Origin of the sequence: Pseudomonas sp. R3-56 (assembly GCF_051132075.1) — a bacterium.
GTDB lineage: Bacteria > Pseudomonadota > Gammaproteobacteria > Pseudomonadales > Pseudomonadaceae > Aquipseudomonas.
In genome coordinates, this window is record NZ_CP071657.1 from 2,242,529 (window position 1) to 2,257,277 (window position 14,749).

The 14,749-nt window shown below is 60.1% G+C and carries 14 protein-coding genes; 3 read left to right on the forward strand and 11 right to left on the reverse strand.

What is annotated here, in order from left to right:
• Positions 1–185: 185 nt before the first annotated feature.
• The 9 genes from J3P96_RS10235 to J3P96_RS10275 form a co-directional block, all read right to left on the reverse strand.
• Positions 186–1,232: an acyltransferase family protein gene (locus tag J3P96_RS10235; protein WP_434656826.1), complete on the reverse strand. Its 1,047-nt coding sequence runs from the start codon at positions 1,230–1,232 to the stop codon at positions 186–188.
• Positions 1,233–1,412: 180 nt separating this feature from the next.
• Positions 1,413–3,353, reverse strand: a complete 1,941-nt coding sequence (locus tag J3P96_RS10240; RefSeq protein ID WP_434656829.1) for an acyltransferase family protein — start codon at positions 3,351–3,353, stop codon at positions 1,413–1,415.
• Positions 3,354–3,790: 437 nt separating this feature from the next.
• Complete coding sequence (locus J3P96_RS10245) at positions 3,791–4,852, reverse strand: ABC transporter substrate-binding protein (RefSeq protein WP_434656831.1); 1,062 nt, start codon at positions 4,850–4,852, stop codon at positions 3,791–3,793.
• Positions 4,853–4,870: 18 nt separating this feature from the next.
• On the reverse strand, positions 4,871–5,986 hold the full coding sequence (locus J3P96_RS10250; RefSeq protein WP_434656833.1) for an NAD(P)/FAD-dependent oxidoreductase: 1,116 nt from the start codon (positions 5,984–5,986) through the stop codon (positions 4,871–4,873).
• Positions 5,983–7,338 (reverse strand): FAD-dependent oxidoreductase, encoded by a 1,356-nt coding sequence (locus J3P96_RS10255; RefSeq protein ID WP_434656835.1) that lies wholly within the window; start codon positions 7,336–7,338, stop codon positions 5,983–5,985. Before J3P96_RS10255 ends, J3P96_RS10250 begins: the two co-directional genes overlap by 4 nt.
• Before the next feature lie 166 nt (positions 7,339–7,504).
• Positions 7,505–7,795: a (2Fe-2S)-binding protein gene (locus J3P96_RS10260; protein WP_434656838.1), complete on the reverse strand. Its 291-nt coding sequence runs from the start codon at positions 7,793–7,795 to the stop codon at positions 7,505–7,507.
• A gap of 7 nt (positions 7,796–7,802) precedes the next feature.
• Positions 7,803–8,597: an ABC transporter permease gene (locus J3P96_RS10265; RefSeq protein ID WP_434656841.1), complete on the reverse strand. Its 795-nt coding sequence runs from the start codon at positions 8,595–8,597 to the stop codon at positions 7,803–7,805.
• A gap of 6 nt (positions 8,598–8,603) precedes the next feature.
• Positions 8,604–9,473 (reverse strand): ABC transporter permease, encoded by an 870-nt coding sequence (locus J3P96_RS10270; protein WP_434573215.1) that lies wholly within the window; start codon positions 9,471–9,473, stop codon positions 8,604–8,606.
• Positions 9,470–10,495, reverse strand: a complete 1,026-nt coding sequence (locus J3P96_RS10275) for an ABC transporter ATP-binding protein (protein ID WP_434656843.1) — start codon at positions 10,493–10,495, stop codon at positions 9,470–9,472. The genes J3P96_RS10270 and J3P96_RS10275 overlap by 4 nt, the downstream gene beginning before the upstream one ends.
• Before the next feature lie 245 nt (positions 10,496–10,740).
• On the opposite strand from J3P96_RS10275, the gene J3P96_RS10280 reads away from it, so the two are divergent.
• Positions 10,741–11,577, forward strand: coding sequence for an IclR family transcriptional regulator (locus J3P96_RS10280; RefSeq protein ID WP_434656846.1), 837 nt, complete (start codon positions 10,741–10,743; stop codon positions 11,575–11,577).
• Positions 11,578–11,709: 132 nt separating this feature from the next.
• Here the strand turns inward: J3P96_RS10280 and J3P96_RS10285 are convergent, their stop codons facing one another.
• The gene (locus J3P96_RS10285; protein ID WP_434656849.1) at positions 11,710–12,462 is read right to left on the reverse strand and encodes an anti-sigma factor family protein; all 753 of its coding nucleotides are present in this window, start codon (positions 12,460–12,462) and stop codon (positions 11,710–11,712) included.
• Positions 12,459–12,965, reverse strand: coding sequence for a sigma-70 family RNA polymerase sigma factor (locus tag J3P96_RS10290; protein WP_434656851.1), 507 nt, complete (start codon positions 12,963–12,965; stop codon positions 12,459–12,461). Before J3P96_RS10290 ends, J3P96_RS10285 begins: the two co-directional genes overlap by 4 nt.
• A 167-nt stretch (positions 12,966–13,132) precedes the next feature.
• Here J3P96_RS10290 and J3P96_RS10295 point away from each other — a divergent pair, with 167 nt between their 5' ends.
• Both J3P96_RS10295 and J3P96_RS10300 read left to right on the forward strand, forming a co-directional pair.
• Complete coding sequence (locus J3P96_RS10295) at positions 13,133–14,215, forward strand: catalase family peroxidase (protein ID WP_434656853.1); 1,083 nt, start codon at positions 13,133–13,135, stop codon at positions 14,213–14,215.
• The gene (locus J3P96_RS10300) at positions 14,212–14,748 is read left to right on the forward strand and encodes a cytochrome b (RefSeq protein ID WP_434656855.1); all 537 of its coding nucleotides are present in this window, start codon (positions 14,212–14,214) and stop codon (positions 14,746–14,748) included. The genes J3P96_RS10295 and J3P96_RS10300 overlap by 4 nt, the downstream gene beginning before the upstream one ends.
• Position 14,749: the final 1 nt, after the last annotated feature.

Below are 14,749 nucleotides of genomic sequence, written 5' to 3' on the forward strand. Positions count from 1 at the left end.
TCGCTGTTACCAAGAAACGGGCACTGCGCTGGGGCCCGACAGTTAATCAGTTTATCAGCCTTACTGATATCGTTCAGATCTAGCACAGGTACCTATGCAAGCATCCGGGCGTATCCCTGCGCTGGGCGATGCCTCCGGAAACGGCCAATTGGCTGCCCGATACCGAAGGCTATGACGAGGGTGCATTAAGCAAGAGCAGTTCGTCCGCCGATCATTTTCTCCATGGCGATTCGAAGTTCTTTCATTGAAGGCTTTTCAATCAGCCTATAAGAAATGTAAGAGAAGATTATACAGATGGAGCACAGGATTATTCCGCTGACCAAGCCATATTGCGACCATCCGGGTATGTGTCGATTAAAGAATGAGTAGTGATATTCAACGACATTAATGATCTGATAGTGCCAAATATATATGCTGTAAGAAATTGTGCCAAGGAATGCAAATGGTGAGATTAACCATGCGAATATCTGATTGCACTCCTTGTCTTTGGTAAGGGAAATGCAGGACAACGCAAAAGCGATAGCTATGATGCGTCCAGCTTGGGCATGCAGCATATCGCCCAGGCATGCGTATACCGCCAATGCAGTAACCAAAAGGCAGATAACTAGTCTTGCTCTGTTGCTGGCCTCAGCAATGAAGATTCCCAGAGCAAAGGCGTAAAAAATTTGTGCAAACTTGAAGTATCCCAGCCAGCCGCATGCCCAGAAAGCCCCGAACAGTGCGAATGATGAAATCAGGATGATATATTTGTTGCGGATACCTGCCATTAATATTATGGGAACCAGGAGGTAGAACATTGCTTCATGGGTGAGTGTCCACAGAATAGGGTTGATGTCTCTTGCAACCGAAGGGTATAAGTCTTGAGAGAAAGTGAGGTGTCTGAATAGGCTCCATGCATCGTAAGTAGGAGTCCAGCGACTGCCGATATAGCTGATTGCGACCGTAACGACAAGTAAGTTTATGAGGTATAGCGGAACTAAGCGAGTAAAGCGATGGATTGCGTAGAGCTTAATCCCGCCGGGTGTTCCGATAATGCGCGTACCCGATTGCCAAATCAGATATCCACTTAAGCAAAAGAAAACATACACTCCAAACTCGCCGAGGAGGCCCTTGTGGGCAGAAAGCCATGCATTAGTTGCAAGCCCGGACGTGTCTGAGTGAGCAAAAAAAACGGCGGCGGCGGCGATTCCTCGCAGCGCGTCAATGGTTTTTGTATGGAAATTGTAGCTCATGTGATAAGAAGCCAAAGTGTTGTAGGCCAGTATAATGGCATCAATAACCTATGGGTCGAAGCCTCGCCACGTATGGGTTTTCGCCTCATGCAAACATGGGGGTACTCAACGCAGCCGAGAACTGAAACATCCAGAGGTTCCGTTTCCAGGGGAGGCCGCCAGTACGGCTACCTGGCAAACTCAGCCGCCGGCCATTCGTGCTGATGGACTCATCATAGCCTCGTCCAACAAGCGTCGTGTAACGGGGCCGTACATTTTTGCCCCTTCTTTTGAAAGGTGCGTCGCGTTGAAAAATACGGGTTTATTATTGTCATCGATGACAAGGCATTGATCGGCACTTGGGCAGGTCGCTTGCATCATGTCGATGTACTTGACGTTCCTTATCAGCCTCAGCGGCGCATTGATCTTTTCTGTTTCTGGGCTTTTGTATGTCGCCCCATAATGGCTGAGCCCCGCGCTCCTTCCCAAGGTAGTCGCGATGAAAGCGCTGTCTTTCAGTAGGTCCTTCCTGCCAAAGATATAAATTTCTGCCTTGGTCCGAGATGCCAGTTTATTGATTGCATCCAGGTAGTATGGCTCCGCGAAGTCGCGCCAATAAAAGGCTATAAATATCTTGTCGGCCTCGAGGAGAAGTTTCTGGTCGTCTGCTCTAGCCATACCCGTTTCGCATCGTTTTATATATTCGGGTAGTCTCATGGTTATGGGGTTGATTTTTTTAAAGAAGTTATCTTGTTTGTCTTTTTCTAGTAATGGAGTGCCGCAAGCGCTATCTATGAGGCGTGAAATAACGTTGAATTTCGAAAGGTAGTCATCTTCGTTGAGGATATTCATCAGATCTCCTGCTTGAGAGTCTCCAATGACAAGGATCTTTTCTTTCTTTGAGGAAGTATCGAAGCCCTCTGCTTCATTGAGACGTTTGATCAGTTCGAAAGCGTAGATCGAGGCTGAGCGCATGTCAATATTGCCGATTTCTCGAAGCTCGGCCGGTATTCGCCATGTCCATCCATTTTGAGTCCAGCTACTAGCAGCGGGAATAATAAGTACTATGGAGGCCAAGGCTGTCGCTAACGAAAACGCTGGGCCGCTCAGGAGAGCAGCTTGTTGATGTCGGAAAAACTTCTCGACCAGATAGTAAAGCGCGGTGGCTAAAACGAGAGTGCAGCAGATAAGCCAGAGTTTATGAAGGGGGCTGACGTTTCCCATGAGTGTGTAGCTGGTAAAGACAAAAACCGGCCAGTGGACCAGATAAAGTGAATAGCTGATTTCTCCAATCTTCACCGCCGGCCAGGATGAAAGCGGATACGCCAACGTCGAGTTTCGGCCTCCAAGGATCATCAAAGCAGCGCCAGCAGCGGGCACGAGAGCAGCTAAACCAGGAAATAGAGTTGTTTCGCTGCTAAAGACAAAGATGGCGTAGGCGACTAAAATCATTCCTGTCGCATAAACTGCGTTCGAGACAAGCTTGTTAAACTTATGTCGTTCTATAAAAGTCACCAGTCCACCTAGCAGGAATTCATGAACTCTGAAGGGTGTTAGGAAAAAAGCCCCGGACGCATCTGATTTCAAAAAAAGTACGGCGGAAGTCGCGCCTAGGGCTATGAGTGCAAGCAGGGTGACTTTGATGTGTGTGGTTTTCCTCAGTATTCCTAGTAATAGGATAGGCCATATTAGGTAAAACTGAATTTCTACGCCCAATGACCATGTGTGCAGGAGTGGTTTTATAGAAGCGCTTGAATCAAAGTATCCGCTTTCAAGCCAGAAAAATATGTTAGGTATGCCTGCAAGTGCGTAAACGGCTGATCCCGACATCGACTTGAAGTCTGATGGCGAGAATAAAAATAGAGCCGTAAGATAGGATGCGCCAATCGTAACGATAAGTGCTGGTAATAGTCTTCTGACGCGACGTAGGTAAAACTCTCCGAGATTAACCCGCTGATGTTCTTTCCATTGCTCGGTTATGATTCGAGTTATCAAGTAGCCACTGATTACAAAGAAGATGTCTACACCAACGAACCCTCCAGTGATTGAGCCGATCTTGAAGTGATACAGTATCACTGCGATTACAGCTACTGCTCGTAGCCCATCGATATCCGAGCGATAGCCGCCTTTTATATTTTGCATTGAGGCTCCGAGGTCCTTTCCTATAGCTGCGGAATTCTAGCCGAGTCGTTCCTGTCTCAGCCAGAGAAATCTGGACTCTACGATGCTTAGGCGATGTACAAAAGGTAATGTCGTAAACACCGCATGGCGCAGCCCAGCGAGACCATTGCCGTATACTTATCGCAAGCTTGTCGGAAATTGTAACGATGCGGCGGTTTTCGCTCCAACCAGCCGAGCATCCGTTCAATGATGTTACGCTGTTGGTTTTACATTCCGTGATTGTGCAAGTCACGAAACGTTGAGAAAATTTGCCCTTGAACCAGGCGCTGAGGGATGTGGCGCCAGGGAGCGCCAGAACAGAGCACTCACAGGACGCCATTTAGCATCAAGCGGTCCTCTGTTACTGAGTGCTCGTTACGGCGGGGTTCATTCAAATTGGTTTCGGCTGTTTTCGTAACCTAGCGCTCGATGCTGCGATTCCACCGCGCGTTCCAGGCCGGACGTTGCTCATTGACCTGGTCCCAATCCACCGCGATCGCGGTTTCCAGGTATTGCTTCATCGCTTCCACCTGGCCACGAGTCTTGTCAGTGGTCGGGGTGTTGGGGTTGGACGGGATCTGGTCGCCTTCCTCCAGGGCAATGGCCTGGGCTTCAGGCGTCAGCAGGAACGCGGCAAGTTTCTGCGCGAGTTCGGGTTCGCTGTTGTGGGCCACCGCGCATTCCGCGACGTTGAGCACCACTGCGCCTTCCTTCGGTTGTGCGTACTCGACTGGCATGCCCTTGAGTTTCAAGGCGGTCACCTGGGTCGGCGTCAGCGGGAACAGCGCGGCTTCGTCGGTTTGCAGCATTTCGGAGATTTTCGCCGAGCTGGGAATGTACTCCAGCACGTTGCGCCCGATCGTGTTCGGCCAGGCCTTGAAACCCGGTTCGACGTCGGTTTCGCTGCCGCCCTGGATCCGGTTGAACATCAGGAAACCGTGCAGGCCGAAGGTCGACGACGCCATGGACTGGAACACCACTTTGTCCTTGAACCGCGGGTCGGCCAGGTCCATCCACGAGGTGGGCGTGCTCCAGCCTTTTTCCTTGAACAGCCGCGTGTTGTACGCGAGCCCGGTGACTCCGAGGCTGACAGCTACGGCCTGGTCCTTGATCCGGCCCTTGGCCGGAATCTGCGCCAGGGGCGGGCTGTCTTCAAGCTTGTCGCACAGCCCCATGGCGATGGCGCGGTACATGATGCCGTCGTCGAGGAACATCACGTGCATCTGCGGGTTGCCCTTGCTGGCCTGGACCTTGGCGAGGATGTCGGCCGAGGTGCCCGGCACGATCACTACCTTGACGTTGTTGGCTTTCTCGAAGGCCGGCAGGACCTTGTCGGCATACAGCCGCTCCATGGTGCCGCCGTTCATGCCCAGGTAAAGCGTCGGCTCGGCCAACGCCTGGGTGACCGGGAGCAGGGCGCCCAGGCAAGCGGAACCCAGCGAGCAGAAACCGAACAGTGCACTGCGTTTGACGTTATTCATTGGCGCGACCTTCCTCTATCAAGCAACGGAGATGGAGTGGAACCGGGTGATGGAAAACGCATCCAGCGGCGTCGTTGATGCGCCGCAGCAGATGATCTCAGTGAGCGCCTGGCCCACCGCCGGGCCGATCTGGAAACCGGCGCCGGCAAAGCCGAACGCATGCAATAGACCGGACTGGGTACTGCTCGGGCCGATCACCGGTTGGCGATCGGGCAGGTAACCTTCGGTGCCGCTCCAGGTGCGAATCGCCTGGGCGCCCTCTAGGAACGGGTAGAGTTCGACGGCCTGGCGCAGGATCTCGATGACGGCGCTCTGGCCGGGGCGGGCGCGGGCGTCATCGAGGGCGAAACCCTGGCCGCCACCCAACACGCAATTGCCCCGGGCGACCTGGCGCGCATAAATGCCGCCGCCTTCCACGCCAGTGCTGGCGTCCATCACCACCGGCAGCGGCTCGGTGACCAGCATGGCCGGGTGCCCGGCGTGCATCGGTACGGCCTCGCCAAACTGCGCGGCGAACCGACTCGCCCAGGCCCCGGCGCAGTTCAGCAGCCATGGCGCGCGCAGTTCAAGGCCTGTCTCGGTGCGCACGACAAAGCGCTGGCCGTTGTGCGTCACCTGGTTGACCGGGCATTGTTCGTAAACCTTTGCGCCATGCCTGCGAGCCGCCTGGGCAAATGCCGGCGAGACCAGGCGCGGATTGGCGTGACCGTCGTCCGGGCACAGCGAGGCGCCGACCGCGACGTCGCCGACCCAGGGAAACCGCCTGCGCAGTTCATCGCGATCGAGCAATTGCAGATCCAGGCCGAAGCCATGACTGCTCGCGGCATAATCATGCAACGCACGCAGGTCATCGAGGCTGCGGGCCAGCTTCAGATGACCGCTACGCTGATACTCACCGTCGATGCCGATCAGTTGCGGCAATCGCGCCCAGATCTCATGCGCGCGTTGCGACAACGGCAGTTGCGACAATGGCCGCCCCTGGCGCCGTACGCCACCGTAATTCACGCCACTGGAATGCGAACCGCAGAAGTCCCGCTCCAGTAGCGCCACGCTCCGCCCGGCCTGGCTCAGGAACAACGCCGCCGAGGCGCCGACGATACCGCCGCCGATGACCAGCGCATCCACTTCGATCATGACTCGACCTCCAGGCCAAACGGGACCGGCTTGATCGGCGCCTGTGCCCGCAGACGGCCGATTTCCTGAACGTTGCGTCCACTTTCCCGAGCGATGATTTCCGCCGCCGCGGCACCGCACATCCGCCCCTGGCAGCGGCCCATGCCGACCCGGCAATGGGCCTTGACCCGGTTGATCTCCCAGTGGCCTTCATCGACGACCTGGCGGATGTCACCGACGCTGACTTCTTCGCAGCGGCAAATCATCAGCCCATCAGCGGCGCGGTCCGCCCAGTCCTCGGGAAACGCAAAGGCGCGCTCCAGGCCTTGCCGGAAACGGCCGATGCGTTCGAGGGATTGTTCCAGCTGGGCGCAGCGTTGCGGGTCGACCTGGTAGCCGAGATCTTCGAGCAATGCCAGGGCTGCCCGTTCGCCGGCCATTTCGGCGGCATCGGCGCCCATGATCCCGGCGCCATCGCCGGCCAGGTAGACCCCTGGCGAGCTGCTGCGCCCGGCGTGGTCGCGCTGCGGCAGCCACGCTCGGTTGAGCGGGTTCCAGGCAAACTCACAACCGAGCAGGTCGGCCAGTTGGGTTTCGCTGCGCAAGCCGTGGGCGAAGGCGACCGCATCGCAATCGAGCCGGTGCTGGCCTTTTCCGTTTTGCCATGACAACGACTGCACCCGGCGTTCGCCATCGATGCGCGAAAGGCTGGCGCCTTGCTGTACGGCGATGCCGTGGGCTGTGAGCCAGGCGCGGTAATAGAGGCCTTTGGCGAGGGTGGCCGGTTGTGCGAGCAGGCCGGGCAGGGCGCGGGCCTGGGCGCTCAAGGGGGAGCTGTCGAGCACCGCGACGACATGGGCGCCGGCCTTGGCGTATTGGTACGCCACCAGATACAACAACGGCCCGCTGCCGGCGAACACCACTCGCTCGCCGATGGCGCAGCCCTGGAACTTCAAGGCGATCTGCGCCGCGCCCAGGCTGTACACCCCGGGCAGCGTCCAGCCGGGGACCGGCAGGATCCGGTCGGTGGCGCCCGTCGCGACGATCACGCTGGCATACGCCAGGCGCGCGGCGCGGCCTTCATGCAAGGTATCCAGCAGCCCGCCCTCGGCGTTCCACACCAGCGTGTCGGGGCGATAGTCGATCTGCTCGCGCAATTCATCCACGGTCTGGTGCAGGGCGCTGGCCTTGTGCGCTTCGAAGCCATAGAGCTGGTTCGGCGTGCGCGTGAAGTTGGCCGGCTGGCGCCGGTAGATCTGCCCGCCGCCGCGTGCCGCCTCGTCCAGCAGGACCGGGTACACGCCATGGGCAACCAGGGTTTGCGCAGCGCGGATGCCGGCGGGGCCGGCGCCGATGATGGCTATGGGGTTCATGGCCACCTCGCTGGCGGGGCCGGGGGATTTGTTGCGTTATCAAAGCCGTCATCGCGAGCAAGCTCGCTCCCACATGTGATCAGTTGTGTATATTGGTTTTGTGCACGCAGCAGCCCCTCTGTGGGAGCGAGCTTGCTCGCGATGGGGCCATATGGGTTGGCAGTATTCATACCTTGCGCCCCGGTTCGCGGCTGATCTGCTGGCCGGCTTCGAGCAGCGTCGAGCAGGCGCGCACGCGGCGGCCGTCGCCCAATCGCACCCAGCAGTCCTGGCAGGCGCCCATCAGGCAGAAACCGGCCCGGGGCTCGGCGCTGAAGTCGCTGCCGCGCAAGTGCTCAGCGCAGATCAGCACGGCGGTCAGCACGGTATCGCCGAGCAAACCGCTGGCAGGCAAGCCGTCGAGCGTGAAGTCCAGGGCCGGGCGATCGCGCTCGGCCAGTCGTTTCAGCAGAGCCATGGCGCCCTCATTGTTTGCCCACCAGGACCCGATCCAGGCCATAGACCCGGTCGAGCAGAATCATCGTCAATGCAGTCAGCCCGATAACCAGCGCCGACACTGCCGCCATCATCGGGTCGATGGATTCGGTGGCGTACACATACATGCGCACCGGCAGGGTTTGCGTGGCCGGCGAGGTGACGAAGATCGACAGCGTGACTTCATCGAAGCTGTTGATGAACGCCAGCAACCAGCCTCCGGCCACGCCCGGCAGAATCATCGGCAAGGTGATCTGCCGGAACAGGGTGAAGCGCCCCGCGCCCAGCGATTGCGCAGCCTGTTCGGCGCTGCGGTCCAGGCCGATGGCCGACGCCAGCACCAGGCGCAGCACATAGGGCGTGATCACCAGCACGTGGGCGAAGATCAGCCAGGTAAAACTGCCGTTCACGCCCATCAGCGCAAACAGGCGCAGTAACGCGACGCCCAGCACCAGGTGCGGAATGATGATCGGCGACAGGAACAGACCATTGAAAAAATCCCGGCCAGGAAACTCCAGCCGGGTGATTGCCAGCGCCGCCGGCACCGCGATCAATGCCGCCAGCGACGCCGCGCAGAACGCCAGGACCAGGCTGTTGTAGAACGCATCGACAAAATCCGCGCGCTCGAACACGGCACGGAACCAGCGCAGGGAAAACTCCGTGGTGGGCAGGCTCAGGGTGTTTTCCGGGGTGAAGGCTACCAGGCAGACCACCACCAGTGGCGCCAGCATGAACACCACGACCAGGGCGTGAAACAACAGGGCGAAAGGACCGTTCCTGGACATGAAGAATTACCCCAATGATTTCTTGTAGCGGCCTTCGATCATGCGGTTCCACGAGAGCATGATCAGCAGGTTGAGCAGCAGCAGCGCGACGGCAATGGCCGCGCCCATGGGCCAGTTAAGTTCCGACAGGTACTGGTCGTAGATCAGCGTGGCGACCATCTTCAAGCGACGCCCGCCGAGCAGGCCGGGTATCGCGAAAGAACTGGCGGCGAGGCCGAACACAATCAGGGTGCCGGACAGTACGCCGGGCATGATCTGCGGCAACACGACCTTGCGGATCACCGTGAACTGGCTCGCGCCCAGGGACAGCGCGGCCTGTTCGGCGGCCGGGTCGAGTTTCTGCAACGAGGTCCACACCGGAATGATCATGAACGGCAACATCACATGGACCAGGGCGATGACCACGGCAAACGGCGTATAGAGCAGCTTCATCGGCGAGCCGCCAAGGGCCTGCAACGTCTGGTTGACCAGGCCGTCGGCGCCGAGCAGCAGGCTCCAGCCGAAGGCCCGCACCACCACCGAGATCAACAGCGGCGTGAGGATCAGAATCAGGAAAATCGAGCGCCAGGGCGCGCCCATGCGGCTGAGGATGTAGGCCTCGGGCACGCCGATCAGCACGCAGAGCACGGTAGTCAGGGCGCTGATCCACAACGTGCGCAGGAAGATTTCATAAAAGTACGGATCGCCCAGCAGGCTGGTGTAATGCTCGAACGTGTAGGCCTCGCTGTTGATGCCCGAGCCGTAGTCGAAGACGTTGAACGACAACACCAGCGTCAACCCGAGGGGAATGACCAGCAGGCTCAGGTACAAGGCCAGGGCCGGGGCCGACATCAGGTAACCCTGGCGGCCGCGCTTGATGGCATCGATCAGCTTCATGCCGACACCTCGTCCACGCTCAGCACCCGCAGCAGCGCCGGATCCCAGTCCAGGCCGACGGCGGTGCCTTCGGTCAGGGGCGCCGAGCCGTCGTTGCGGCGCACCACGCTGAGCTCGCCCAGGGTGGTGTCGACGCCGTACAGCCATTGACTGCCGAGGAAAAAACGGCTGGTGACAGTGCCTTGCAGCCGCCCCGCGCCGGCGGCGCACAGATCGATTTTCTCCGGGCGCAGGCTCAGGGTCAGCTCGCCTTGACCGGCGCCACAGACTTGCACGACGCCGGCGCTGTCCCGCTGGCCCGGGAGCAGGTTGGCTTTGCCGACAAAACCGGAAATGAACTCGGTGCGCGGGTGTTCATAAAGCGTGTAGGGCGCGTCGATCTGGGTGATCCGACCGGCCTGCATCACCACCACCCGGTCGCTGATCGACAGCGCCTCGGACTGGTCATGCGTCACCATCAACGTAGTGATGCCGACCTCGCGCTGGATGCGGCGGATCTCGAACTGCATCTCCTCGCGCAGGTTGGCGTCGAGGTTGGACAATGGTTCGTCGAGCAGCAGCACCGGCGGTTCGATCACCAGCGCCCGGGCCAAAGCCACGCGCTGGCGCTGGCCGCCGGAGAGTTCACGCGGGTAGCGCTCGGCGTGCTGGTCGAGGCGCACCAGCTTGAGTACCCGATCGACCCGTGTCTGCAATTCGGTGCTCGGCACTTTGCGCATACGCAAGCCGAAGGCAACGTTGTCCTTGACGGTCATGTGGGGGAACAGCGCGTAGCTCTGGAACACCACGCCCAGGCCCCGGCTGGCCGGCTTGGCGTGAGTGATGTCGCGACCGTCGAGGAGGATGCGCCCGCTGCTGGCTTCGACGAAGCCGGCAATCATTTGCAGCGTCGTGGTCTTGCCGCAACCTGATGGCCCCAGCAGGGAGACGAACTCGCCTTTTTCCACCGAGAGGTTGGTGGCGACCACAGCGTCGAGGTCACCATAACGTTTGCTCAAGTTTTCAAGTTGCACGAAAGCCATGACTGCGCTCCACCTGAGATTGTTATGCGTCGCCGCGAGGCGCGCTTTTTTGTATGGGCAGATACGAAAGGATGTCGCGGGGTGCGTTGGCGCTCGAGATCAAGTCGGCTGCCGCTGTTGTTCGAATCGCCCCTGTATGGACGCAGAGTAGGACGAAGAATAGGATGGGCTCAATGGACTATTTCACTGAGACGACGACTATTTTCAGTTTCATCCGGTGAGTAAATTATCTTAAGAGAAATGACATGCCTGATTCCACTGAGCGGAATATAGATAAAGATGAAGTTGGGGTCGGCTCGGTCTCACGGCTGTTCGCGGTGCTGCGCAGCCTGGGCGAGACCGTTGAAGGCGGTGAGCGCGTGACGCAACTGGCCCAGCGCATCGGCCTGTCCCAGCCGACCACGCACCGCTTGCTGCGCAACCTGATGGACGAGGGCATGGTCGAGCAGGATGCGCGCAGCAAACGCTATCGGCTCAGCCTGGACTTCTTTGCCCTGGCTGCCCGTGCCGGCAATACCGGTAACCTGCGTGAACTGGCCAGGCCCGCCATGTTGCGGCTGTCGGCGTCGCTGGGGGATTCGCTGTTTCTGCTGGCGCGCTGCGGTTTCGATGCCATCTGCCTGGATCGCAGCGAGGGGCCGTTTCCGATTCGCACGTTCACCGGCGACATCGGCGGCCGCGTGGCACTGGGCGTGGGGCAGGGCAGCCTGGCGATCCTGGCATTCCTGCCAGAGGAGGAGCGCGACACGGTGATCCATTACAACCTGCCGCGGCTCAAGGATTTTCATTTGTACGATGAAGTCTTCCTGCGCACCGAGGTCGAGAACGTGCGGACACTGGGCTACGCCGGACGCAACACGGGTGTGTTGCAAGGCATGGCCGGGGTCGCGGTGCCCATTCTCAATCGTGAAGGCCGGGCCGTCGCAGCGCTGAGCGTGGCGACCATCAGCGACCGGCTCGGGCCGGATCGCCTGCCGACGGTGGTGGAGATGCTCAAGCGCGAAGCCGCGGCGATCGGCCCGCGCATCAACCCGTTCGACCCGCTGCTGCGCAGGCCTTCGCAGGTGTTCAGGCAGGGGTGAGTACAATCCCAAGAACAGCCCATATCCTCTGTGGGAGCGAGCTTGCTCGCGATGACGGTGGGTCAGTCGAGATTATTTCCAACTGAACCACCGTCATCGCGAGCAAGCTCGCTCCCACAGGGATTGGCGCTGTTAAAATTTCAGGGTTTGCTTGAGCTTCTGCGCCGCCGGCATATCACTCGGGATGACCATCGCATAGTTGTATCCCGGCCCGGACCAGTATTCGGCCTGCAATTCACCGTCGCGCCGGCTGCCACGGGGGAGCAGGTAGTTTTTCGGGCCAGGTGGGCGCACGTAGAAACTGATCTTCAGGCCGCTCGGGTCCTGATAGACCACCATCGCCGCGGCGCCTTGGTCAGTACTGAGCAATCGTCCGCTGACTGGCTTGAAGCCCGCCGCCGAGAGATCCGGCAGGCGGTCGGCCTGGGTGAAGTAGCGGTCGAGCCAGCCTTGCATGCTTTGCTCGTCGCCCGTCTGGTAGTCCGCGGGCAGGACGCCCTGCTGGGCAATCAAGCGGTAGGCCTGCAGCGCATCAGCCATGGGCGCTGCGGCGCTGAGCAGGGTCATTTGCCGTGCCTGCCATCCGCCGAATCCGCCGACCCCGACCGCCAGCACCAGCACCGCCGCACTGGCCAGCTGGCGTCGGGATCGATGTCTGAGGCGTTGCCGGATGATCGCCGGATCCAGGCCAGGGTTGGGTGATTGCTGCAGGGCCGCGCTCATGGCCGCGCGCAATTGTTGGGTGTCTTGCTGCCATCCGCGGACCCGCGCGGCGACATCGGGATGGCTGTCGAGGTAGATCTGCACCTGGCGTTGGTCGTCTTCGCTGAGCTGGCGATCGACATAGGCGTGCAGGTCGCTGTCGCTGGGGGGCATGCTGATCATTTGAGTATCCGCAGGGCAGGGCGGGCGATTTCGCCTTCGCTGAGTTGACGCAACGCTTGGCGCGCACGGGACAGACGCGACATCACGGTGCCCGTCGGCACGTCCAGGATGTCGGCCACTTGCTGGTAGCTCAAGCCTTCCACCGAGACCCATAACAGCAGCGCACGTTGCTCGATGGGCAGTTGATCGAAGGCCTGGAGTGACGATTGGGCGATGACACTGCGTTCGGCCGAAGGGTGCGCATCGTCGCGGCCGGTGAACAGTTCGAGCATCCGCGCATAACGTCGGGAGCGGCGATGGGCATCGAGGAACTGCCGGTAGAGAATCGAAAACAGCCAGGCCCGCAGGTCGCCGTCCGGGCGCTTGTCGGTCCATTTCGACAAGGCCCGTTCCAGGCATGCCTGCACCAGATCATCGGCATTGCTGGGATTGCGGGTCAGCGACACGGCAAAACGTCGTAGCCGTGGGATGAGCAGGCGCAACTGGTCGTCGAGTTCGTTCATGGGCGGGCAGCTTCGTTGGGCAATCGCTGAGTTGGGACTGGAAAGACGACCCGGGAACGAGATTATTCCAGCGCAGGAAAAATAAATACGCGACGTGGGAATAAACCCGTCGGGCTTTCGTCTGACGGGTCCTTTCCACAGATGGCCGTGTGCCCTGGAGTCTGCAAATGGTTGACCCTTCTTCTGAATCGAGTCGGCGGCCGTTGAGCGCTGCCAGCCTGGCGTTGCGCCTGACCGGCATCGCCGCGGTCGTCGCCGCGCTGGCCGGGGCATTCGCTTACGTGAACGGTACCCTGGACCCGCAACGACTGACGCCCAAGGCCTTGGTCAACGTGCTGGAAACCAATAACGGGGTTCATCCGGGTTTTCGGCGCAATCACTCCAAAGGTGTCTGCGTTGCGGGCTATTTTGAGAACAGCGGCGAGGCGCGAGCCTACTCCAGCGCGCAGGTGTTCAACGATGCGCGGACGCCGGTGGTGGGTCGTTTTGCACTGCCCAGCGGCAACCCCTACGCACCCGATGGCAGCGTGCCGATCCGCAGCCTGGCGTTGCGTTTTACCCAGTCCGATGGCCAGCAATGGCGCACGGGCATGAACAGCATGCCGGTTTTCCCGGTGGGGACGCCCGAGGCGTTCTTCCAGCTTCAACAGGCCCAGTCGCCGGATCCGGCCACGGGTAAACCGAACCCGGCGGCGGTGCCGGCGTTTTTTGCCGCGCATCCCGAGGCGATGCCGTTCCTGCAATGGATCAAGACCGCAAAACCCTCGGCCAGCTATGCCACCGAAACTTATAACGGGATTAACGCGTTCTATCTGGTCAACCCCTCGGGGGAGCGCCAGGCGGTGCGCTGGGCGGTAGTACCAACGAGCCAGGACGCGGCTCAGACCACGCCGCCCCAAGGCGCTGACTTCCTTGAGCAGGACCTGACGAAACGCCTGGCTGCCGGGCCACTGCGCTGGCAGCTGAACATTACCCTGGCCAATCCGGGCGACCCGGTCAACGACGCCAGCAAGGCCTGGCCCGGCGACCGCAAGGCGCTCAACGCCGGTACCCTGGTACTGGAGCGCGCCCAGGCGCAGGACAACGGGGATTGCCGCGACATCAACTATGACCCGCTGATCCTGCCCAGTGGCATCGAAGGCTCGGGTGATCCGCTGCTGGCCGCCCGCTCGGCAGCCTATGCCAGTTCCTATCTGCGGCGCACCAGCGAAGTCAGCCAATTGCCCGCTACCCAGGAGTCCCGTCAATGAACGCCCCTCGACACTTCGCACCGCTGGCTCGGCTGCTGCATTGGCTGATGGCCCTGATGATCATCGCCATGCTGTTTATCGGCGCAGGCATGGTCGCCTCGGTGTCCGAGCGCCACGAATGGTTGCTCCAACTGCACAAACCTCTGGGCATCGCGATTCTGTTGCTGGTGATCGTGCGCCTGGTGGTGCGCTTCACTCGCCGTACGCCGCCGCTGCCAGCCGATCTGCCGGGGTGGCAGGTATTGGCGGCCAAGGCCTCGCATGTCTTGCTGTACGCCTTGATGCTGATCCTGCCGCTGTTGGGCTGGAGCATGATTTCGGCAGCAGGCGACCCGGTGATGCTTAGCGAATCGCTGCGGTTGCCCTCCATCCTGCCAGCGGATGCCCAGACTTTTGCGTGGCTGCGCAAGGCCCATGGCTACCTGGCCTATCTGTTGTTCCTGACCGTGCTGGTGCATCTGGCGGCGGCGCTGTTCCATGGGTGGGTGCGCCGGGATGAGGTGTTGGGCAGCATGTTGCGCGGCAAGGTCTGAC